23 protein-coding genes, 4 pseudogenes and 1 other annotated feature are annotated in these 20,078 nt (G+C 37.0%); of the genes and pseudogenes, 24 read left to right on the forward strand and 3 right to left on the reverse strand.

All coding sequences use genetic code 11. From position 1 onward, the window contains the following. Nucleotides 1–21: 21 nt before the first annotated feature. A complete protein-coding gene (locus IGI54_RS05245; RefSeq protein WP_430621359.1) occupies nucleotides 22–150 on the forward strand; it encodes a hypothetical protein in 129 nt (42 codons plus the stop codon). A gap of 5 nt (nucleotides 151–155) precedes the next feature. Here IGI54_RS05245 and IGI54_RS05250 read toward each other — a convergent pair whose 3' ends face one another. Next, entirely contained in the window at nucleotides 156–668 is a 513-nt protein-coding gene (locus tag IGI54_RS05250) for a DUF4145 domain-containing protein (protein WP_430621360.1), read from the reverse strand. Between the two features lie 694 nt (nucleotides 669–1,362). Between IGI54_RS05250 and IGI54_RS05255 the strand changes: the two genes are divergently transcribed. The 17 genes and pseudogenes from IGI54_RS05255 to IGI54_RS05335 all read left to right on the forward strand — a co-directional run bounded on the left by IGI54_RS05255 (nucleotide 1,363) and on the right by IGI54_RS05335 (nucleotide 11,211). After that, complete coding sequence (locus IGI54_RS05255; RefSeq protein ID WP_430621361.1) at nucleotides 1,363–1,920, forward strand: DUF1642 domain-containing protein; 558 nt, start codon at nucleotides 1,363–1,365, stop codon at nucleotides 1,918–1,920. 9 nt (nucleotides 1,921–1,929) lie between these two features. Continuing rightward, nucleotides 1,930–2,352 carry a hypothetical protein gene (locus tag IGI54_RS05260; RefSeq protein ID WP_430621362.1) on the forward strand — a complete coding sequence of 141 codons (423 nt, stop codon included), beginning with the start codon at nucleotides 1,930–1,932 and terminating at the stop codon, nucleotides 2,350–2,352. Nucleotides 2,353–2,595: 243 nt separating this feature from the next. Further along, the gene (locus tag IGI54_RS05265) at nucleotides 2,596–3,012 is read left to right on the forward strand and encodes an ArpU family phage packaging/lysis transcriptional regulator (protein ID WP_430621363.1); all 417 of its coding nucleotides are present in this window, start codon (nucleotides 2,596–2,598) and stop codon (nucleotides 3,010–3,012) included. Between the two features lie 377 nt (nucleotides 3,013–3,389). Continuing rightward, on the forward strand, nucleotides 3,390–4,088 hold the full coding sequence (locus tag IGI54_RS05270) for a M23 family metallopeptidase (RefSeq protein ID WP_430621364.1): 699 nt from the start codon (nucleotides 3,390–3,392) through the stop codon (nucleotides 4,086–4,088). 126 nt (nucleotides 4,089–4,214) lie between these two features. Beyond that, a pseudogene (gene terS, locus IGI54_RS05275) lies at nucleotides 4,215–4,922 on the forward strand (phage terminase small subunit). Next, nucleotides 4,888–5,430: pseudogene (locus IGI54_RS05280) on the forward strand (phage terminase large subunit); the annotation flags it as partial. The pseudogenes terS and IGI54_RS05280, both read left to right, overlap by 35 nt. Nucleotides 5,431–5,436: 6 nt before the next feature. Then, nucleotides 5,437–6,017 (forward strand): annotated as a pseudogene (locus tag IGI54_RS05285) (terminase large subunit); the annotation flags it as partial. Then, nucleotides 6,011–6,304: pseudogene (locus IGI54_RS05290) on the forward strand (phage portal protein); the annotation flags it as partial. The pseudogenes IGI54_RS05285 and IGI54_RS05290, both read left to right, overlap by 7 nt. Next, nucleotides 6,280–6,951, forward strand: a complete 672-nt coding sequence (locus IGI54_RS05295; RefSeq protein WP_430621365.1) for a hypothetical protein — start codon at nucleotides 6,280–6,282, stop codon at nucleotides 6,949–6,951. The pseudogene IGI54_RS05290 and the gene IGI54_RS05295, both read left to right, overlap by 25 nt. Nucleotides 6,952–7,034: 83 nt before the next feature. Then, nucleotides 7,035–7,505 carry a hypothetical protein gene (locus IGI54_RS05300; RefSeq protein ID WP_430621366.1) on the forward strand — a complete coding sequence of 157 codons (471 nt, stop codon included), beginning with the start codon at nucleotides 7,035–7,037 and terminating at the stop codon, nucleotides 7,503–7,505. Nucleotides 7,506–7,514: 9 nt separating this feature from the next. Further along, the gene (locus tag IGI54_RS05305; RefSeq protein WP_430621367.1) at nucleotides 7,515–7,706 is read left to right on the forward strand and encodes a hypothetical protein; all 192 of its coding nucleotides are present in this window, start codon (nucleotides 7,515–7,517) and stop codon (nucleotides 7,704–7,706) included. Nucleotides 7,707–7,806: 100 nt separating this feature from the next. Next, nucleotides 7,807–7,944, forward strand: coding sequence for a CD1375 family protein (locus IGI54_RS05310; RefSeq protein WP_430621368.1), 138 nt, complete (start codon nucleotides 7,807–7,809; stop codon nucleotides 7,942–7,944). A gap of 65 nt (nucleotides 7,945–8,009) precedes the next feature. Beyond that, a complete protein-coding gene (locus IGI54_RS05315) occupies nucleotides 8,010–8,252 on the forward strand; it encodes a hemolysin XhlA family protein (RefSeq protein WP_430621369.1) in 243 nt (80 codons plus the stop codon). Nucleotides 8,253–8,272: 20 nt separating this feature from the next. Next, nucleotides 8,273–8,545 (forward strand): phage holin, encoded by a 273-nt coding sequence (locus IGI54_RS05320; RefSeq protein ID WP_430621370.1) that lies wholly within the window; start codon nucleotides 8,273–8,275, stop codon nucleotides 8,543–8,545. A 3-nt stretch (nucleotides 8,546–8,548) separates the two neighbouring features. Continuing rightward, nucleotides 8,549–9,403, forward strand: a complete 855-nt coding sequence (locus tag IGI54_RS05325) for a GH25 family lysozyme (protein WP_430621371.1) — start codon at nucleotides 8,549–8,551, stop codon at nucleotides 9,401–9,403. A gap of 78 nt (nucleotides 9,404–9,481) precedes the next feature. After that, on the forward strand, nucleotides 9,482–9,859 hold the full coding sequence (locus IGI54_RS05330) for a transcriptional regulator (RefSeq protein WP_430621372.1): 378 nt from the start codon (nucleotides 9,482–9,484) through the stop codon (nucleotides 9,857–9,859). A 107-nt stretch (nucleotides 9,860–9,966) separates the two neighbouring features. Further along, nucleotides 9,967–11,211, forward strand: a complete 1,245-nt coding sequence (locus tag IGI54_RS05335) for a glucosaminidase domain-containing protein (RefSeq protein ID WP_430621373.1) — start codon at nucleotides 9,967–9,969, stop codon at nucleotides 11,209–11,211. 85 nt (nucleotides 11,212–11,296) lie between these two features. Here the strand turns inward: IGI54_RS05335 and IGI54_RS05340 are convergent, their stop codons facing one another. Next, nucleotides 11,297–11,548 (reverse strand): hypothetical protein, encoded by a 252-nt coding sequence (locus tag IGI54_RS05340; RefSeq protein ID WP_430621374.1) that lies wholly within the window; start codon nucleotides 11,546–11,548, stop codon nucleotides 11,297–11,299. A gap of 253 nt (nucleotides 11,549–11,801) precedes the next feature. Here IGI54_RS05340 and IGI54_RS05345 point away from each other — a divergent pair, with 253 nt between their 5' ends. From IGI54_RS05345 to recQ, 5 genes are all read left to right on the forward strand, one after another. Next, nucleotides 11,802–11,972, forward strand: a complete 171-nt coding sequence (locus tag IGI54_RS05345; protein ID WP_430621375.1) for a hypothetical protein — start codon at nucleotides 11,802–11,804, stop codon at nucleotides 11,970–11,972. A 24-nt stretch (nucleotides 11,973–11,996) separates the two neighbouring features. Next, nucleotides 11,997–12,710: an ATP-binding protein gene (locus IGI54_RS05350; protein WP_430621376.1), complete on the forward strand. Its 714-nt coding sequence runs from the start codon at nucleotides 11,997–11,999 to the stop codon at nucleotides 12,708–12,710. After that, nucleotides 12,704–12,997 carry an STAS-like domain-containing protein gene (locus tag IGI54_RS05355; RefSeq protein WP_430621377.1) on the forward strand — a complete coding sequence of 98 codons (294 nt, stop codon included), beginning with the start codon at nucleotides 12,704–12,706 and terminating at the stop codon, nucleotides 12,995–12,997. The genes IGI54_RS05350 and IGI54_RS05355 overlap by 7 nt, the downstream gene beginning before the upstream one ends. Nucleotides 12,998–13,852: 855 nt before the next feature. Next, complete coding sequence (locus IGI54_RS05360; RefSeq protein WP_430621378.1) at nucleotides 13,853–14,941, forward strand: PQQ-dependent sugar dehydrogenase; 1,089 nt, start codon at nucleotides 13,853–13,855, stop codon at nucleotides 14,939–14,941. Between the two features lie 529 nt (nucleotides 14,942–15,470). Beyond that, nucleotides 15,471–17,222, forward strand: a complete 1,752-nt coding sequence (recQ, locus tag IGI54_RS05365; RefSeq protein ID WP_430621379.1) for a DNA helicase RecQ — start codon at nucleotides 15,471–15,473, stop codon at nucleotides 17,220–17,222. Nucleotides 17,223–17,280: 58 nt separating this feature from the next. On the opposite strand, the gene IGI54_RS05370 is transcribed toward recQ, so the two are convergent. Further along, nucleotides 17,281–18,621 carry a DUF1576 domain-containing protein gene (locus IGI54_RS05370; protein ID WP_430621380.1) on the reverse strand — a complete coding sequence of 447 codons (1,341 nt, stop codon included), beginning with the start codon at nucleotides 18,619–18,621 and terminating at the stop codon, nucleotides 17,281–17,283. Between the two features lie 321 nt (nucleotides 18,622–18,942). Next, nucleotides 18,943–19,174, forward strand: a binding site (T-box leader). A gap of 75 nt (nucleotides 19,175–19,249) precedes the next feature. Between IGI54_RS05370 and IGI54_RS05375 the strand changes: the two genes are divergently transcribed. After that, nucleotides 19,250–20,062 (forward strand): MetQ/NlpA family ABC transporter substrate-binding protein, encoded by an 813-nt coding sequence (locus IGI54_RS05375; RefSeq protein ID WP_430621381.1) that lies wholly within the window; start codon nucleotides 19,250–19,252, stop codon nucleotides 20,060–20,062. Nucleotides 20,063–20,078: the final 16 nt, after the last annotated feature.

Here is a 20,078-nt window from a genome sequence, read left to right on the forward strand (position 1 = left end):
TCAAGGAAAGGAGAATATATTATGGAAGAGTTTTTAAAGGATAGAGTAATCTTCCTTGAAGCAATTATTGAAATCAACAATGCGACAATTTTAAAAATGGTTGAGACAAATAAATTACTTCTTGAAGAACTAAAAAAGAGAGCCAATTAGCTCTCCTAAGATTCAATAAATTCAATTGCTTCATCAGCATCGTATTCTGCTGCAATGTATTGGGAAGCTGATCTGATAAATTTTTTCATACTTTGGACATCATGATTTGTATGTCGACGCTCATAATGGGTTTCATCATTTCCAATCCAAGTGGCAGCGGTAGCAAGAGCTTGAAGACGCTTAAACTCACTTAGATATTTTTTGATGCAGGGGTACAGAAGCATTTTCTTTATTTCATTTTCTTCTTCTGGATAATACTTAATCGCATAATCTTTGATTAGAAATTCTAATGATTTTCTGTAACCAACACCAGCAATTTGATCAAGTTTAGAAAATTCAGCAATGGTCGCTTGAGAATATATTTCAACAAAATTCTCTGAAACTTTCTCTATATTCTCAGGGAGTTCAACGGTAATGGGTGGGGAGTAGGTATATTCAACTAAGTTCCACTTATCCTCAGAATACAAGTAAGAAAGAGAGTAATAATTTTGGCATCCTTCAAAGGTACAACGTGCCAAAAAACCAAACACTCTTGAATAATCGTTTGAAGCATAAGGAATAAAAAAAGCATCTATAGAAAGACGCTCAATAAAACAATCATTCTTAAATCAACAACAATATTTACAGGCTGAGAAATTTTTGTCAGGACATTGTTCTTGGATGGTATTTAAAGCTTCTTCGTATGATGATGCTTTTCCAATTAAACTGCGGTCTGAAACTTCTGGCAATGAATTGCATGAATCTGTGTGAATTAGATGATTACTTGTGTCATTGGGCGTATCACAATAAAAAAAGAACTTCATTATCAGTCACCTCAATTATTAATTTGTGACAACAGTATACCAATAAAACGATTACAAAGTAAATAGAGTTTGTTTGACTACCTTAGCTAATTAAAGAGAATCACTATACTAATTGAATGATCCTCTAGCCTTCATTAATCTAATGTAGGAAGACTTTGAGATAGATTGACCGCATTTCTTACAAGCATAATCTCCAGTAGGTATACCATTAAAAAACTCTCTATCATACTCATGATCACAGTTGGGATCATTTTTTCCTAATTGCAACTTTCTCAATTCAAGAGATCGTTCTAATTCAATGGGCATAGTATATTCACCTTCTACTCATTATTTTACCACAATCTTTTTTTAAAGGAATAAGAGAATAAATTAATCAATTAAGCCTATCAAAGCAGAAAAGAGGTATGAAATGGATAAACAAGAATTAATAGAATGGATTGATAAAAATAAGATTGTATGGAAATCCGCTTTTGGTCTGAGTACAACGGAGATAATTGACACTAAAGAGCTTATAAAACAACTTGAACAACTAAACGAACCGCAGAAAGTCAAAGTGCCAGCGTTTGTGGCGGAGTGGATTGAAATATGTATAGAAAAAGCCGATTTATCCAGTTGTTTAAATGGGTATTATGAAATTGGTGATGGAACTATAGTGAGGCCAAGAGGATTTTCAGAAGAATTTTACGATTGGTTATCTGACTATGATCATATGCATGATTTGGCACGAGCTTATTTAGACGGCTACGAGGTCGAAGAAGAGCCGAAGTGGATAGTGGAGTTTCAAAATAAGCATGAACTTCCTTTCTACTTTGATCATTTCAATGGCTTGAAGGGAAAAGGTAATCAGTATTTCGATTTTGCATACACCACTAAAGAGAATGCTGAACAATTTATTGATAAATCAATTGCTGATTCAGTTGCTGATTCAGTTGCGACATTAGTTAACGGTACAGTCGAGAAAGTGTAGGTGTGATTGATGAAATTAAGAGATATTACTAACTCGCAGTGTGACGTAAGAAAATATATGAATATCGGGATGCCTGATGAAGCCCGAAACGAGCTAGAGAATTGTGATTATGATGTTGATGATGTTTTGAGTCAAGCTCGCATTTACATTGATGGTGAGAAATTAGATGAGGAAGTTATGCCGTTTAGCATTGAACACTATTTAGAACTAAACGAAAATCAGCAGATCGTGTTGGAGTGGTTGGAGGAGCAGGTTTCAATTGGTAATAATGTCCAGTATGTTTTATGGGAATTTACTGATAATGCTTATGAGGAGCCTGCAACATATAGCGTTTCTGAGCAAACAAAAGCGTGGCTAGAATTGGCGGAGCAAGAACGATTCCAAGTCCTAGCAGCCTTCGCTGAATGGGGAATGAAAGAGGTGGCGGAATGAAAAAATTTATAAAAGGACTTTTCGTGGGTATTGATCAAATATTCTGCTGGCACGATTATGAGTTTCGTTTTAATCGCAATCAGCCGGTCCATTCGTATTTTGAGTGTAAGAAATGCAAGAAGATCAAAGATGCATTTTAGTTCCGGTAACCGACGCTATCAATGACAAATAAAAAGCACCAAGCTCTCGCTCAGCGCTATAGGTTATCTAGTCAATGACATTATAGCATAAGGGGCGGATGGCATGATAGCGCTATTGAGAGAAGTGGACTTTTATCAAACAAAATGTAAAGCAAGAGAAATTCTTAAAAAATATCGTAAATGGAATCGGATAGCTGGTAAATCAAATATAGATATTAAATCTCCAATCATGTCTGATACGCCAAAAGGGGAACGCTTTGGAAATAGAGTAGAAGACGGGATGATTCAGTTTATGGAAGCAGAAGGCGAAAGAGACGCTATCTTAGCCGCTCTAATGGCTTTAGGGATTACTAGTCGTCAAGTGCTCTATTATCGGTATTGCTCGACTGAAAACTATTCCAATTACAAAATCTCACGGGAAATCGGCTATTCAGAGCGAAGCGTTGAACGGCTCATGTCAGAAGCGTTAATTGAGTTTGCAGAGGCTTATAAAAAAGGAAAATTAATTGAATATCGCTAAATTAATTATTTTGGCGGTTTTTTGCGGGATTCTTGGCGGTTTTAACACTAAAATCGCTGTTAACATAGTATTATCAACAAAATATTGATACGGCTAGTCAGACGAACACCAACGAAAATCTACTGTCTTAGACAGACTACACCAAAAAGCATCTGAACTAGCCGTTGATATAAGATCATTGATATTTTTCTGGACTACTCACAATAATCCAGAAGAATAAGGAAGTGAACAGTTCACTTCGAAAGGATTAATTGTTTCACGGATCATAGCAAGACGATCAAAACTGGCGGCACAAAATGAAAAAAGAGGGAAGTGACCAACACTCCACTTCCTTGAAAAGTCCAGTGCCGCCTTAATGATTTAAAACATAGAAAGGAATGAAGCAATTGGGAACTTGGAGACTTCCATTTGATGGGCAATTGAAGCCCTATGAAGATGGTCAGCAGTTTGGAAACACTTCATATCCACGTGGAAGAGGCTATTTTCACGACGGATACGATTTTGGATCAGCAAAATATTCTGGCGATTTTAAAGCAGTAAATGATGGAAAAGTTATCTTTACAGGTTATGTTAGTCCAGGAATAGAATACGCAATAGTCCTTCAAATAGCAGACTATCAAGTGATGTATCAAGAATTTGGTTCTACTATTTATGTAAAAGTTGGGGATCAAGTAAAAGCTGGTCAGCCTCTAGGCAAATTAACAACCTATCATTTGCATCTGGGTATTACAAAGAAAGACTGGAGAACAGCGTTAGCGAGTTGGGATATTGACAATGGAACTTGGTTAAATCCAATTCCGATTTTAACAGCAGGTGGATCTACTGGTGGAAGTACAAATACTAAAGGAAAAGGAATGATGAAGATGTTTGGATACATGATTGAAGGAAAACCGGAAGTTTATGGAGTTTGGGGGAATAGAGTATTTCATATTACAAGTAAAGAAATGCTTAAAGATTTTCAAAATATTGTTCACCAGCAAACGGGTCAAGAATGTAAGATTTATACTTGGAAATTACCGAATAACAAATCAACATTTGATTTGATTAATTTGATGGCTGAAAAAGTCAATATTTAAAACCTAATAAAAACCGCGAATATTTTTACTTATCATACTTCGCGGTAAATACATAATGAAGATCGCTTCGGCGGTCTTTTTTTTCTTTTACAAAACAAATGTTGCGTTAGCGGGGTGGTGTCACATGTGAAGAAATACGAACAAGCTTTTGAGGATTATCAAAAAGGGCTGAAATATCGAGAGATTGCCGAGAAATATAATGTATCAATCAGTACAGTAAAAACTTGGAAGTCTCGACATTGGTCAAAAGAAAAGGTTGCAACCATGGATGCAACTATTCCAAACAATAAAGGAGCACCAGAAAGCAATAAGAATGCTGTTACACACGGGTTATTTGCTAATTGGCTGCCGGAAGAAACCTTAGAGATCATGAACGAGGTTGCAACCTCTAAACCAGAGGGCATCCTTTGGAATAATATTATGATTCAATACACAGCGATCATTAGGGCACAAAAAATTATGTATGTTTATGATGGCGATCTTTCGAAAGAAGTATCTAAATGGTCTTCAAGCGAAAGCGGTAGTTCGTAAGAATATGCTATTCAATACGCTTGGGATAAACAAGCAAGCTTTATGAATGCTCAATCACGTGCTATGAGTACACTCGCCAACCTTATTAAACAGTTCGTAGCAATAGCTGACGAACAGGACGAGCGTCGCAAGAAACTTGAATTAATGAATACTCAAGTCGATTTAGCCAAAGCGCAGCTGAAACAATTAGATGACGGCTATGATCCGACAGAAGAACAGACGGTGATTGTTGATGATATCCCGTTAGTCGAAAGTGAGGTTGATTCAAATGGTGATGCAAGCCAAGAAGAAGCCTCAGATTAAACTTACTGGAATGATTAACCCTCATTTTTACAAAATGTGGCACACAAAATGCCCGTACATATTAATGAAGGGTGGACGTGGATCGTTTAAATCATCTGTTATCAGTTTGAAACTGGCAACCGAGATGAAAAAGAACACGCAAGCGAAACATAAAGTCAATGTTGTCTGTATGATGAGTCAGCACAAGTATCTTCGTGATGCTGTTTATTTGCAGATCAAATGGGCTTTGAACATGCTAGGAATCGCTAATGAATTCAGATATCGAATGTCACCATTAACAATCATTCATAAGCGTACTGGTTCAGCGTTCTACTTTTATGGCGTTGATGACCTGCTAAAACTTAAATCTGATGCGATTGGCGATATTATCGCGCTATGGTATGAGGAAGCTGCTAGCTTTCAAAGCAGTGAAGTATTTGATCAAACGAACGCTATATTTATACGTCAACGTTCTAAGTATGTGGACCAAGTTAAAGTTTACTATTCACGGAACACGCCAAAGAATCCATAATAGCTTCGATTGATAGAAACCTATCGAGAGAATGACGAAGATTATTATAAATGGTTGTACCTTGGTGAAGTAATCGGGTTGGGTACTCATATCTATAATATTAGTCATTTCCATTGCTTAGATAAGATGCCGGACGATGATTATATTGTTAATCTGTATTTTTCGGTTGATAGTGGTCACCAAGTTTCCGCAACAACATGTAGCTGCTTTGCTCTCACAAGAAAGAAAAATGTCATCTTATTAGATACTTACTACTATAGCCCTGCCGGTAAAGCTAATAAAAAGGCACCAACTGAATTATCGAAAGACCTACACGACTTTATTGAAAAGTGTCAAGGCTATTATGATAAGTTTGCTTATCAGGTAACGATTGATAGTGTTCAGAACTTACTGGCTCAAGGTAGTTTTTTTTATTTGGCTAAAGAGAGCAACAAGATTTTTATTGAAGAACAAAAAAAATATCAGTGGGATGAAGACACATTGAATAGCGATGATCCTAAGTAATCAAAGAAGACGATCATACATGCGATCAGTTTCAATACTTTGTTCAAGACAATCTAAGAGACCTAGATTTGAAGTGGTAGGTAAGAAAATGGGAGTAATCCAAACGATTAAAAATATATTCAAGAGAGGAGTCGATAGCGTGAACATGAGCTTTGCTGGCAGAGATATTGCTAAAGTGACCGATCACCCTAAAATCGGAATCGATTCAAGAGAATACGATCGGATTGCACGGGATTTCGAATACTATTCGAATCTTTTCCCAAATATTAAATATAAAAGTTCATTCGGCGATATGCATAAACGCGAGTTCAGGACTTTGAATGTAACAAAAACAGCTTCAAGATGGCTTGCAAGTATTATCTTCAACTAAAAATGCAAGATAACTCTGCTACAGCGACAGAATCTACTATTTTTACAGATTGTACCTGGTCGTTGATTCAAGGGCCGCAAGGTAGTCAAGGTGTGCAAGGACCAGCTGGTTCTAACGGTCAGCCAACTTATACATGGATTAAATACGGTACTAGTTCAGCTGGTGCAGGGATGTCTGACAATCCGTCAGGAAAAACATATATTGGTATGGCGTATAACAAAACTACACAAACCGAGAGCACAAATCCAGCTGACTATGTATGGTCTTTAATTCAATGTCCAAAAGGAGATACTGGTAGTCAGGGACCACAAGGACCGAAAGGTGACCAAGGTGCACAAGGAAATCCAACAGGTGTTACCGAATCTTCAACGGTTCCGACAAGTCCGTATATTGGAATGCTTTGGAAATGCACCGGCACGCCATCAGGGTATCAGAAAGATGCAATCTATCGGTGGAACGGCTCGAAATGGGAGCTGTTCTTTTTTAGTGCTGTGAATATACAAGCAGATAATTTAGCAGCGATTAATGCGAATTTAGGAAACGTTACTGCCGGAACGATCGCAGGTGTTGATATTAATGGTTCTAGGTTCAAAAATGACTATCAATATACTGATATGATGGTTCGTTTCGAAAAGGTACGTTAGATATCAAACTAGGTGAGCTTATTAATCGATACGCATCAGAAAACGGTCTTGAAGGTTTCTTCGCTATTAATAAAGATGGAAATGTGAATGCTGAACGAACAAAGGCAGGTCAGAAAAGTAGCTATGAATTGTCTAGTGAACGGCTCGCTATGGCAAATAATGGTTTTTCCGGAGAGATTACATCAGAGTATGCTTCTCAGCTAAATCTGGTTGAAAAGAAAATTTGGGATGGCGGCACTGGCGGAGCATGGGTCTCTGCTAACGAGACCTTTACCCCGAAAATCAGATTGCAGGACTGCTTGCAAGGTTGGATGCTTGAATGGCAAGGATACAGAAACGGAAAGCCAACGGACGGAGACTACACTTACATGCTCATTCCCAAAACGCATGCCTTGCTTCACAACGGTAAAGTAATGCCCGTGTTGGTCGTCGATGAAGGCGGTGGAATTTTTAGAAAGATTCTGTATGTATCTGATACGTCAATTAAAGGTCACTCGAATAATGCTGTTTTGCCGCAGACAAACGCGGTACTGATGGCGATCTATGCTTATTAGGAGGTCAAAATGAAAAATATTTATCAAGTGTTCGAAGTAAAACAGCCAGATGGAAAATGGTTCAAAAAGTTCGAGGTTCCAGAAAGTTTAGATTTGCCATCGAGTTATGTAGATATTGAACCACCAGAAAATTTAATTAATCCAAGATTTATTTTTGGAAAGGGTGGATTGAGGATGACGATGCCTTGTCAGAATCGTTAAAACAGGAAAACGCTGAATTAAAGAGCCGCTTGGATATGAGTGAAGGTGCCATTCTTGATTTAGCTGATCAAATTTTAGCAGTGAAAGGAGGTGCTGTCTGATGTTTTCAAACTTAGAAATGCTATACGCAACTCATGTAATCGAAGGGAAACGTACGATCGATTCTGTTCCCGCTTCAATTCGTGAAAACGTGCAAGAAATCGTTAACGGAGCAAAAAAGCAAGAAGAAAGCAATTAGTTTTAGGTTTAGCAATCGGTTTAATCGCCGGTTGCTTTTTATTTTGATTGGAAGGCGGGGGAGTTTTGAAAGATGATGCTGTGCAAGATGTTGTTGAGCGTTTAGTTCGAATTGAGACTAAGCTCGACAACTATGAAGCTTTGAGAGAGAAAGCGGACGCTGCTAAAGATGTGGCGGATCATGCGTATTCTTTAGCGGTGAACAACGCAGATGATATCAAGGAAATGAAAGCTAACAATAAATGGTCATGGGGATACATGATCGGGCTAGGTATCACAATTATTGGCTACTTTTTAACTAAATTATAGAGAAGGAGAATGTATAAAATATGAGAATTAACTGGAAACTAAGAATCAAATCTAAGGCTTTTTGGATTGGCGTCGTTCCGTTAATCGTTTTGTTGGTTCAAGCGGTGGCGGCTGCTTTCGGATACACGTTAGATTTATCTTCTTATGGCGATAAAGCATTAGCTGTTATCAATGCACTTTTTGCATTACTAGCATTTTTGGGAATCACGGCTGATCCTACGACTGATGGGTATTCTGACAGTACACAAGCATTAGATTATACGAAACCAAAAAAATTGAAAGGAGGTGAATGATGAATGGTGATGAACGGAGTAGATGTAGCAAGTTGGCAAGGTGGAATTGACTTTTCAAAAATTGCTTGTGATTTTGCTATTGTAAAGGCAACAGGTGGAAAAGGATATATAAATCCTTATTGCGATGCACAGTATCAAAGTGCTAAAAAATCAGGGAAATTATTAGGTGTTTATCACTATGCGCATGAAGTTGGCTTTGAAGGAACTGCAGAACAAGAAGCGCAGTTTTTCTTAGATAACATTAAGGGATATATTGGTGAAGCAGTTATGATTCTTGATTGGGAATCAACCAATAAGCACGATGTAGCTTGGGCGAAACGATGGTTAGACTATGTTTTTATCAAGACTGGGATTAAGCCATTATTTTACACATACACAGGAGTACTTAATACCTATAATTTTTCGTTAATTGCGGATTCAAATTATGGACTTTGGATAGCAAACTATGGAACTGATGCACCAATTAATGGCTTTAAACAACCAAACCCGCCAGCCTCTCCATACTGGAAAACAACCGCAATGTATCAGTACTCCTCGAATACTTTTTTACCCGGTTGGAATGCTCGTTTGGATGCGAATGTTTTTTATGGTGATCGTACAGCGTGGTTAGCATATGCGGGACAAGAATCAAATGGATCAGGAGAAAATAATAAAAAGAAAGAAGGAAATGTAATGTTATTATTTAAAGAAAATGGAAAAGTTTATTGGCTAGTGGGAAATGAGTACACGTATATCCAAAGTGGAGATGATTTAAATAGTATTAAGACAATGATGGATACTGCTGGTTATAATACACACGAACATGAAAGTGCTCGTCAAATTGGTTATATTAAGAAGATTGCGACTGAAAAGAAATAATAATAAGCCCGCTACTATTTCGGTAGGGGGCTCTTTTTTCAATTTATTTTATTAAATAATAAAGGTGGAGAATCATATATGGAAAAAACAGTTCGAGCACATATAAGAAAATTATTATGGAATTATAAAGTAGCAAAAAAAACATTGAATAAGTATACCGAAATTTTATCTTCTAATAATGAAGTAACTGAAAATTACCCATACTTAAATCATTCTGAAGAAGAATGGACGATCAATCAACTTGTATTTCATAAATTTTTTTATCAAACGGTAGAAGAACTCCTTTCTGATTCGACACCGGAAATTGTAGATATCATTCAGTCAAAATATCTAAATGGTTACTATACTAAAGAAAACGCCATTGTAGCCTATGAGTCATGTTTAAGTGAATCTACTGTTAAAAGAAGAGATAACGAGTTTATAAACGAATTATCAAAGAGGCTTGGTTGGAATTGAAGTTTGGTATTTTTGATGCTTAAAATAATACTAAAATAATTAATGTAACAAAGATAGCTATCTCTAATAACTGTGGACGCATGGGGAAAACGAAAGAAGGAACGATTATGTCAAATAATTGGGGTTGGCCATTCAAAAAAGCATATACAGGTTCATTTGAAGACGGTCAACAGTTTGGATACACTAGTTATCTTAGACCTGGAGGTTCATATTTTCACGATGGATTTGATTTTGGATCAGCTATTTATGGTCAAGGAAGCGATATTCTTGCAGTCACGGATGGACAAATTATATATACAGGGATTGAGGGTGGAGGTTTAAATGCAGTAATTATTTTATCTGCACCACCATATCAAATCATGTATCAAGAATTTTCATTATCAACAGCGGATATCTTTGTGTCTAGTGGTTCAAGAGTAACAAAAGGGCAACGAATTGGACGTCTAAACAGTTCACATCTACATTTAGGAATTACCCAAAAGGACTGGAGAACAGCGCTTGGAAGTTGGGCTATCGATGATGGTACATGGTTGAATCCTATCCCGATTCTTCAAACGGGAGGTAATCAAGGTTCCGGTGGTTATGAATTAGGTTCAATTATAAATGGAGGCTATTCAATCTCTCAAGCAAATATTCAATCGGTTATTCATTATGGAACAAAAAATAATATCAAGCCGAGCTTTATGATTGCACAAATGTTTTTAGAAAGTCATTGGGGAGATCCTAATACTTCTTATGTAGGAAGCGTTGATAATAATTGGTCAGGAATTTCAGAACCATTTAGCTATCCAAGTGACTTGGGTATTCAAACTAGCCGAGGTACAGCACGCCCTGCAAATGAGGGAGGATACTACGTACATTTTGCTACGCTAGACGACTTCTTCAATGCGTATGGATATCTATTATCAAAACGAAACGGACTTTATAATGTAGAAGGTGCTACGACTGTAGATTCATATGTAAAAGGACTTTTCCGAGTAGGGGGAGCTAAATATGACTATGCTGCAGTAGGCTATCAATCATATCTAAGTCAATTTATTTCAACCTACAATGCTATTAAAAATCAAAATCCGGGAAAACTAGAAGCTATTGATTCAGCTACGCCCGGCGGAAATAATACGAATTCAATTAAGGGGGAAACAACGATGGAAGCATTATATAAAAAGGGAAGCGCAATGTACTATTTTTCAGGAGATAAAATTAAGATTTTAACTGACCCAGCTCAAGTGACTATTTTGGAAACAATTTATTGGGATAATAATGGCAAGAAAATGCCTAAATATGATTGGAGTAAACCTAATCCGACCGCAGATCTTTTAGAAGTACTACTGAAAAACAATCTTGTTGGCTAAAAATGATTTTTCTTAAAAAGACTATAGCTCTGATTTAAAAATTAAACCAAGACCTCAGCCATTATCGGCTGAGGTCTTTTTTTATTCATTTAATTTTATATTGTTGCTCAAGCTCTCTGTATTTATTTTTTCCGGTAGGTGATAAACCATCAAGTTTACCTACAATTTTTCTGTTTTTTATTGGAGGAAATGCAAATTCTGAATCAAGTCCTCGAATTTTTGCAAATTCTGAATCAAAATAAATCGTATGTTGTAAAATAAAACTTCTGTCGAGTTGACCGATGTATTTTGCGTCCAATTGTTCATTCAACTTTTTCCATAAAGATTGATCGTTCATAAATAATTACACCTTTCATTAAAATAGTCTCAAATATGATTCTAACACTCAAGATCGGTAAGAACTACCCGGTCTCGTTTCTAAAGTACATAAAAATGTTTCATCTTTAAAGAGAAGGTACGCAGAATAAGCGGATTCGCTGTTAATGTGTATGCGTCCTCACGAGCATTAAGATTTTCAACTTAACTTGAAAAAGAGTGAATCAATGTATATTATAGTTATCAATCATACATAGAAGAATCGGAGAACGAACATGGCAGTAACTGTAAAAGTCCCATCATCTTTAACTAAATACAAAATTCCATTTGTGGTAAACGAAATTCTCACACGCGATCTACAACCGAAATCAGATGAAATAATCTTTGATTTAACTGAAATTGAGTGGATTGATCCATCCGGAGTTGCAGCATTTTATAACATCTGAAAATGGATCAACGGCTTTGCCAACATGGAAATAACCTTTAGAATAGCAGAAAAAGGTACAGGTTCATACAGAAATAAAAAGGCAATGGAATATCTAGAAGATTGTGGTTTCTTTGAAGAGTTTTTTGGAAAGAATGATATTTACAAAGAAAATCATGCATTCAGGGACACAACCCTCCCTATTAGGACCTTGGGAGTTGACCAAAGCTTCAGCTGGAGACATAATGTTTTAAAAAGATGGCTTCAAACGTCTACGGGGCGTGATCTTGAATTTTCTGGTATACAAGTGGGAGTAGAAGAAATTTTCAATAATATTGCAGACCATTCAAACAGAAATATCGGATGTGTATTTGGACAATACTTTCCTAATAATAATAATAGATTAGTTATCACTATTTCAGATTTTGGTTTAGGTATACCTACTGTCATGCGTCAAAAATACGGAGATATGAAGGATCACGAATTAGTATTAAAGGCTTTAGAAGAAGGTGTGTCAACAGAGTCCACACCTGGAAACAGAGGTGCCGGATTACCTAATATAATGAAGAGTTTGACTTCTCATAAGATAGGGACTGTGCATATACTGACAAACTATGCTAAGATTATTATACAAGATGGGAAGGTAAGATCGGCTGCGACGTCAGGAAACTTTTATCCAGGTACTTTTTTTGAGATTGAATTGAATGTTAATAATGAGAAATTGTATGAAGGAGAAGAGGAGGAGGAATTCGAATGGTAAATATTGAAGTGAAAACTAGGATTATTACTTACTCTACTAATAATGATGGGAAAAAACTTTACATTTTGATTGATGAAGCTCTCAAAAACGGAAATGATGTTAATGTTTCGTTTAAGGGAATAGATGGATTAAGTTCTTCCTTCATCAATTCTGCGTTCATAGAACTATTGAATGATTATGACTTTGAGTATATAAAGAAAAAATTGATTTTTTCGAATTCAAATAAACAAATAAATTCATTAATTTTAAGTCGTTTTAAATTTGAAACAGAAAAATGCACTGCATGAAAAGACCCTAGCGAAAGCTAAGGTCTTTTTTATATTTCTAATTTTTCAACCTGCCGCATAATAATCATTTTTCCAATCACACCATATTACGGACTACAAACTGTTTTCAGCTAGTATGTTCGCCAGCAACCACAATCCGCTTTCCATCTTTCACATCAGCAAAAAAGCTCCTGAGAAATATTGTGACAATCAAGGGTTATAGTATATATATGTTTATGATGGCATAATACTCAAAAGGCGAAATGAAACAGAAGCTAGCTTTATAATTCGGGTTTCGCCGATATTTCGCCGCGATAATAAAAGTTTATGGAAGTAAACGTTAGGATATGTTTCTTTTTGAAGGAAGCACACTTAATAAAGACAATAAACAATGTAGTAAATGTATGTATATATCAACAAATGAGAGTTACTGAAAAACGTGATATTATAAGAAGCCTTCATGGCCGTGCTGAAAATGGATGAGGACGACAATAAAAAGTAGGACTTTAAAAATGGAAATCCTTTGCTAATAGCCCTTTTTTTGTTGTTAATAAGCGTCAAAACACCTTCAAAAAATATTTTTGATTATCATAGTAGTTATCACACTGCGGTTTTTGAGGACAAAAAAGGAATATTTCAATTTTATGCTTCATTGGTGGCTTAAATATGAAAGTACCTTCGAAAGAAGGTACTTTTTTATATGCCTTAATTCAATGTGTCGCGAAAACGTATTTGATCAAAAGAATGCCCAAGAAAAAATTTAACATTAAGCACATATTTTTACTCTTTGATTTTAAGATGTTACGGTTAAATTAGAAAGCGTTCTCTAAATGAACCGAGTCCGACGGAAAGTCAGCTAAAAATAGGAGTGACTATATGAAAAAAATGTTAACTTTATTCACCGGATTATTCCTTCTCAGCGGTTGTGCCGCAACTATTTCAGAAGACGAAGGAACTTCAACAGAGTCAGGGAGTGGCAGCCCTGCGACTGAAGAAAGCTCAATCAATCCAGCTGTTGAAGCTGTGGCGGAGGATTTAGCTGTTCCATGGTCGATTCAACGTGATGATGACGTGTTTTATCTAAGTGAACGAGGCGGAACGGTAGCAAAGATAACCGATGGTGAAGTAGAGCGACAGTCTGTGTCTTTAGAAAAAGAACTATCTTCTGTTTCAGAAGCAGGATTATTAGGCTTTGTCTTAGCGCCGGATTTTTCAGATTCTCAAACAGCCATCGCTTATTATACCTATGAAGATAATAGCGACATCTTGAATCGAATTGTTGAGTTAAACCTAGTAGATGATGATTGGCAGGAAACGAGAGTATTATTAGATGAGATCCCTAGTGGCACGCACCATCATGGCGGGCGTTTAGCAATCGGACCAGATGATTTGCTCTATGCTACTACGGGTGATGCTTCTGAGCCTGAAATTGCACAAGATAGGAATTCTTTAGGCGGTAAAATACTAAGAATGAATTTAGACGGAACGATTCCCGAAGATAACCCAATTGAAGATTCTTACGTTTATAGTTACGGTCATCGGAATGCACAAGGTCTTGTATGGGATGAAGCTGGAAAAATGTATTCTAGTGAACATGGAGCTAGTCGTAACGATGAAATTAATGTCATTGAGGCGGGGAAAAATTATGGCTGGCCAACAATCGAAGGAAATGAAACACAAACAGGTATGGAATCACCGCTATTTACTTCTGGAAACAACACTACTTGGGCACCGTCAGGCATGGACTATCGAGATGAAACGTTATATGTAGCAGCATTAAGAGGGAACGCAGTCTTAGAATTTGATTTAGAATCAAATACAATGAGTGAGATGCTGACGGAATATGGTCGTATTCGAGATATCTATATAGAGGGTGAAACGATGTATTTTGTAACCAATAATCGTGATGGTAGGGGAAGTCCCCAACAAAATGATGATAAATTATATCGTCTGCCACTTGATTAAAGAAAAACCTTGTGATCAATTTCGATCATAAGGTTTTTTTTGTATTGCATAGCTTTGGAGAAAGACTATCAATGATATTTTACTTTATAAAACATGACTTATCGGCATTTCTAAATCAATGATCTCTATGATAAGATAATTATCATGCATAGTAATAGAAACAGCTATTGTCGTTTTGTGTAAAAAGGGTTATTCTTCTATGACGAACTAGGTCTTTTAAGGAGTAAGTCCATCTGTAAAAATCATTGTGTTTTTTGTGCATAGAGGTCTCAGGACTAACGACATGTTTTAAGCCATCTTAGTCTTAATTAAGATGGTATCACTATTTTCTAGTTTTACAATCGCTGGAACGAAAAGCGATTAGATTTATATAGGATAAATGATAGGATTTTCTTTTATTATCAGATAGATAAAATGATCTATCTACTTCTAATCATGAAATTTAGTTATTCCTTGCTCAGCTCGATTAAGGCAAGCTAAATAAGAGTACACTGATCACGCATCAGTTTGTAATAGAAAGGGTACATCTATGGAACGCATAAAAGAATTATTAGCAGAAAAATTTGGTTATACGCAATTTCGCAGTGGTCAAGAGGAGATCATCCAAAGAGTTCTGCAAAAAGAAAACGTCTTAGGCATCATGCCTACGGGCGGCGGAAAATCGATTTGTTATCAGCTGCCAGCACTAGTCTTTGAAGGCTTAACGTTAGTGGTTTCGCCGTTGATCTCCTTGATGAAGGATCAAGTCGATAGTTTAAATGAAGCGGGAATTCCAGCGGCGTTTATTAATAGTACATTATCGAATCTGGAAATGAATGAACGGGTCAGACAGGCTGCCCGTGGGGAGATCAAATTATTGTATGTAGCGCCAGAGCGTTTGGAGTCCGCTGACTTTCGTGAATTGCTACGCTATGTGCCAATTGATTTGTTAGCCGTAGACGAGGCTCATTGCATTTCTCAATGGGGACATGATTTTCGACCTAGTTATTTAAAGTTGGCAGAGACGATTGAAAATTTTAATCAACAACCAACGATTATTGCTTTAACAGCTACAGCAACGCCGCAAGTGGCTGAGGATATTTCCAATCTTTTACATATTCCGAAAGAAAATGAGATCAAAACTGGTTTTGCTAGAGAAAATTTGGCGTTTCAAGTGGTGAAAGAGCAAAAGGACGTTTATTTACTAGAATATTTGAAGTTAAATCAAGGACAATCGGGAATTATTTATGCATCGACCCGTAAAGAAGTCGATCGCTTATTCCATCTATTGAAGCATCATCAGTTTGCGGTAGGTAAATATCATGGCGGTTTAAGCAGCGAAGAACGTTTGCGAAACCAAGAGGATTTCCTATTTGATCGGATCGAAGTCATGATCGCCACGAACGCTTTTGGTATGGGAATCAATAAAAGCAATGTTCGGTTTGTGATTCATGCTCAAATTCCTGGCAATTTGGAATCGTATTATCAAGAAGCCGGTCGTGCAGGACGTGATGGGCTACCAAGTGAAGCGGTTTTGCTGTATGCACCGCAGGATCTTCAAATCCAACATTTTTTTATTGAACAATCACAATCAGAAGCGACTTTTCAGCAAAATGAATACGGTAAGTTGCGAGAAATGAATCAATATGCTCATACCCAGATGTGTCTGCAACGCTATATTTTAAACTATTTCGGTGAAGATCAGCCGGATTGCGGGAGATGCAGCAATTGCTTAGATGAGCGGGAGCAAGTTAATATCACGACGGATACACAAAAAGTTTTATCTTGCGTCAAGCGTATGGGTGAAAAATTCGGTAAAGGTTTGATCGCGAAGGTCTTGACGGGCTCCAATGATCAAAAAATTAAACAGTGGCGCTTTGAGCAGTTGCCGACTTACGGCTTAATGAAGGAGCAATCGCAAAAAGACGTTTCCAATCTGATTGATTATCTGACGGCAGAACATTTTTTAGTTCCTTCAGAAGGACAATATCCCTTGCTCTCGGTTTCTGAACAAGGTGTGCGAGTATTGTTAGGCAAGCAAGAAGTCTTTCGTAAACAAGCACCAGTGAGACAATTAGTGGCGGATGATGCCTTGTTTGAAGAGCTGCGCAGTTTACGGTCACAATTGGCGCAAGAAAAAAATCTACCACCATATGTGATTTTTTCAGACAAAACCTTGACTGAGCTGGCGGAAAAGCAACCGCAAACCTCACTGGAATTTTTACAAATCAAAGGTGTTGGAAAAAGCAAGTTAGACAATTATGGGGATCAATTCTTGGCACTGCTAAAAAACGAAGCATAAATAACGCAGCTCGCCTTTCTTCAAATCGAGGAAAGACGAGCTGTGTTATTTGTGTATCTTATGAATAACCGTCTCTGGTCTTGATTATTTTTGGCAATAAACGTTGGACAGCAGTTTGAAATTTAGCAATCAGCTTTTTTTCCTTTTGAATTAGGAGCAAGTATTGTTTTTGACAAAGGAATTTGATTTTTTGGTTTTTGTAAAAGAGTAGACGGACTGCATCCATCAATAGAACCGTGACGCCACCGGCAAAGCCACAATTGTACAAATTGATACCGGCAGTCAAATGGTGGGCGTTGCGAGTAATCACTGAAAAAATTACGCCGGAAAGAATCCCGGTCAACAAGCCGTATTTTCTTGTCATAGGCGCTAAGGTACTACCGAAGAGGATAATCACGATATGATTAGTAGTCGCAATGTCTTGATAAAAAAGCAAAGCGGTCAAGAAAATGCCCACAGCCGGAAAAAAGAAGTAACGGAACTTAAAATTATACATGCTAAAACCAGCAAAGGTTAGAATGGCCCCTACTAAAATCCCACTCAATGGTACTCGCAGTCCTAAACAAATCAGAATCGCAAAATAGCCGTAAAGGGAAAAACGTAGAATTTTTTTTAAATCTAGTAAGAAAATTTTGGAGTCAATCGGCTGCAGTTTGGAAAAATACAAGACAATCAAAAGCGGGATGCTAAAAAGAATCAGTAAAAAATAGAGTAGTACATCGTGATGCTCAAAAGAAAGGGCGTGAGGAACAATTTTTATGGTTAAAATTTTTTTGGTTGCAAAATTTCCGAGCATTCCAACGAAACCAGCGGCAAATCCCATATTATAGAGATTCAATTCTTTTGTATGGACCTTTAAAAATTCGAAGATTGGCAAAATGGTGTAGCCAATTAGCAAACCAACAAATAAAGCGAGAAGTTTATAGGAGATGAGGAAGCTTGGGACACTATAAATCGTGCTAACGATCGGTGAAAGACAGGTACTTAATAAGCCCATCACTAATAAGTCTTGTCGTCCAGAATGATGAATCCGCAAATACAGCAGACAGCCTAAAATAATCGGTGCTGAGTTGGCAATGTTTTTTCCAAAAAAAGAAAAGCCAGAAAGCATCATAATAATAGAAACAGTAATAGAACAAAAGTGGTGTTTGTGTTTGCGTAGAAGGAATAGGCTGCTTAAGGTCAAGAGTCCGCTATTAAGAAAGGCCGGGCCGACGCCAGCGATGTGCACGTAATCGGTGATCAAATTGCTAGGAGATACGATAATCTGTTGCATCCCTCTGAACAAGAGCGGCGGTGAGGTGATGATAAAGGCGGTTAGTGTAAGTGCCAGGCCATAGGACAATAAAAACAAGAAAATTGAATTAGTGGAAAGTAATCGTTTCGTCTTTTTTCCCAAAGAATCACACTCCTTCAGTTTATTATCAAAGTTTGTATTGGAAATTATTTATGTTATTTATTTTTAGGATGAGAACAGTTGGAAACACTTCTGGTAAATTTAATTATACCTTTTATCAGCTGGTAAATATAGTAATAACCATATAAAAAGCAAACAGTCATATCCTATTGCTTGCTGAATAACTGTAATGAAAAAATCAGCGTTTATTATTATTTTGTTTTTTTAAGCATGAAAATTATGCGGGCTGCTAGAAATAAAAAGAGAAGAGGGATTTTTTAGTTGCAAAAGCAAAAACTTTAGACTAGAATGACAGAAATCAATAATCAAACAGTGAAGAGAAGAGTAGTTGATCGCGAGCGATTAAAGAGACCCTCGGCAGGTGAAAAGAGGGATCGTAGAACGTCAATGAAGATGAGCTCTGAGTTTTCAGTTTTGTTCACGCAAGCTGAACGGTAAGCGACCGTTACATCGCCGGGTATATCTGTACCGTTGAGGTATTGTCTGTGAGGGCGATATGAAGAAGGGTGGTAACGCGAAAATATTCGTCCCTTTATTTATCAGTAAACTGGTAGGTAAAGGGATGGATATTTTTTTTATTTATCAAAAGAAATCTGAGGAGTGTTTATGCATGAAAAGAATTGTTGGAGTGATCTTGTTAATTGGAAGTATTTTTCTATTTGCCGCTTGTGGACAAAAATCTGCGGCGTCGATCGATAAAGTGACAATCGGTGCTTCACCGACACCTCACGCGGAAATTTTAGAGCATATCAAACCTGAATTGAAGAAAAAAGGAATTGATTTGAAGATCGTTAAGTTCGACGATTATGTCTTACCCAATAAAGCTCTGGGAAATGGCGATATCGATGCTAACTATTTTTCCACCGTTCCTTATTTTAATCTTCAGAAAAAAGAAAATGACTATAAATTTTCCAATGTCGGCGCAATCCACTTAGAACCGATGGGAATTTATGCCCATAAAATCAAAAAAATCAGTGATATTCCTGACGGAGCAAAAGTCATCGTATCGAACGTTCCTTCAGAATGGGGTCGCGTGCTGAATATTTTTGTTAAAAACAATTTGATTAAATTAAAATCAGGAGTGGCCATCGACAAAGCAAGTTTTGAGGACATTGTCGATAACCCGAAACATTTGGTGTTTGATCATAGTGTTGATCCTACCTTGTTGACCGCCGCTTATGAGAATAACGAAGGCGATTTAGTGGCGATCAATTCTAATTTTGCTTATGAAAAAGGTTTGAACCCCGTTAAAGATTCATTGATGATTGAGGAAAAGGATTCGCCTTATGTAAATATTGTTGCGACGAAAACGAAGAATAAGGACAATCAGAATATCAAAAAAATCGTTGAGACGTTGCATGAGCCAGCGGTCCAAAAGTGGATCGAGAAAAAATGGGGCGGTTCAGTCGTACCAGTTAAATAAATAGAAAGAAGTGGAG

It is taken from the genome of Enterococcus sp. DIV0800 (genome assembly GCF_050559735.1).
Taxonomy (GTDB): domain Bacteria; phylum Bacillota; class Bacilli; order Lactobacillales; family Enterococcaceae; genus Enterococcus_A; species Enterococcus_A devriesei.

Bases quoted from the DNA above. Each gene is read 5' to 3' on its own strand.
- IGI54_RS05270 (WP_430621364.1), top strand. From the start codon at position 3,390: ATGAAGCAATTGGGAACTTGGAGACTTCCATTTGATGGGCAATTGAAG.
- IGI54_RS05335 (WP_430621373.1), top strand. From the start codon at position 9,967: ATGTCAAATAATTGGGGTTGGCCATTCAAAAAAGCATATACAGGTTCA.
- IGI54_RS05330 (WP_430621372.1), top strand. From the start codon at position 9,482: ATGGAAAAAACAGTTCGAGCACATATAAGAAAATTATTATGGAATTAT.
- recQ (WP_430621379.1), top strand. From the start codon at position 15,471: ATGGAACGCATAAAAGAATTATTAGCAGAAAAATTTGGTTATACGCAA.
- IGI54_RS05260 (WP_430621362.1), top strand. From the start codon at position 1,930: ATGAAATTAAGAGATATTACTAACTCGCAGTGTGACGTAAGAAAATAT.
- IGI54_RS05320 (WP_430621370.1), top strand. From the start codon at position 8,273: ATGAGAATTAACTGGAAACTAAGAATCAAATCTAAGGCTTTTTGGATT.
- IGI54_RS05245 (WP_430621359.1), top strand. From the start codon at position 22: ATGGAAGAGTTTTTAAAGGATAGAGTAATCTTCCTTGAAGCAATTATT.
- IGI54_RS05310 (WP_430621368.1), top strand. From the start codon at position 7,807: ATGTTTTCAAACTTAGAAATGCTATACGCAACTCATGTAATCGAAGGG.
- IGI54_RS05355 (WP_430621377.1), top strand. From the start codon at position 12,704: ATGGTAAATATTGAAGTGAAAACTAGGATTATTACTTACTCTACTAAT.
- IGI54_RS05340 (WP_430621374.1), bottom strand. From the start codon at position 11,548: ATGAACGATCAATCTTTATGGAAAAAGTTGAATGAACAATTGGACGCA.
- IGI54_RS05350 (WP_430621376.1), top strand. From the start codon at position 11,997: ATGGAAATAACCTTTAGAATAGCAGAAAAAGGTACAGGTTCATACAGA.
- IGI54_RS05375 (WP_430621381.1), top strand. From the start codon at position 19,250: ATGAAAAGAATTGTTGGAGTGATCTTGTTAATTGGAAGTATTTTTCTA.
- IGI54_RS05295 (WP_430621365.1), top strand. From the start codon at position 6,280: ATGGCTTGCAAGTATTATCTTCAACTAAAAATGCAAGATAACTCTGCT.
- IGI54_RS05265 (WP_430621363.1), top strand. From the start codon at position 2,596: ATGATAGCGCTATTGAGAGAAGTGGACTTTTATCAAACAAAATGTAAA.
- IGI54_RS05305 (WP_430621367.1), top strand. From the start codon at position 7,515: ATGAAAAATATTTATCAAGTGTTCGAAGTAAAACAGCCAGATGGAAAA.
- IGI54_RS05255 (WP_430621361.1), top strand. From the start codon at position 1,363: ATGGATAAACAAGAATTAATAGAATGGATTGATAAAAATAAGATTGTA.
- IGI54_RS05345 (WP_430621375.1), top strand. From the start codon at position 11,802: ATGGCAGTAACTGTAAAAGTCCCATCATCTTTAACTAAATACAAAATT.
- IGI54_RS05360 (WP_430621378.1), top strand. From the start codon at position 13,853: ATGAAAAAAATGTTAACTTTATTCACCGGATTATTCCTTCTCAGCGGT.
- IGI54_RS05325 (WP_430621371.1), top strand. From the start codon at position 8,549: ATGGTGATGAACGGAGTAGATGTAGCAAGTTGGCAAGGTGGAATTGAC.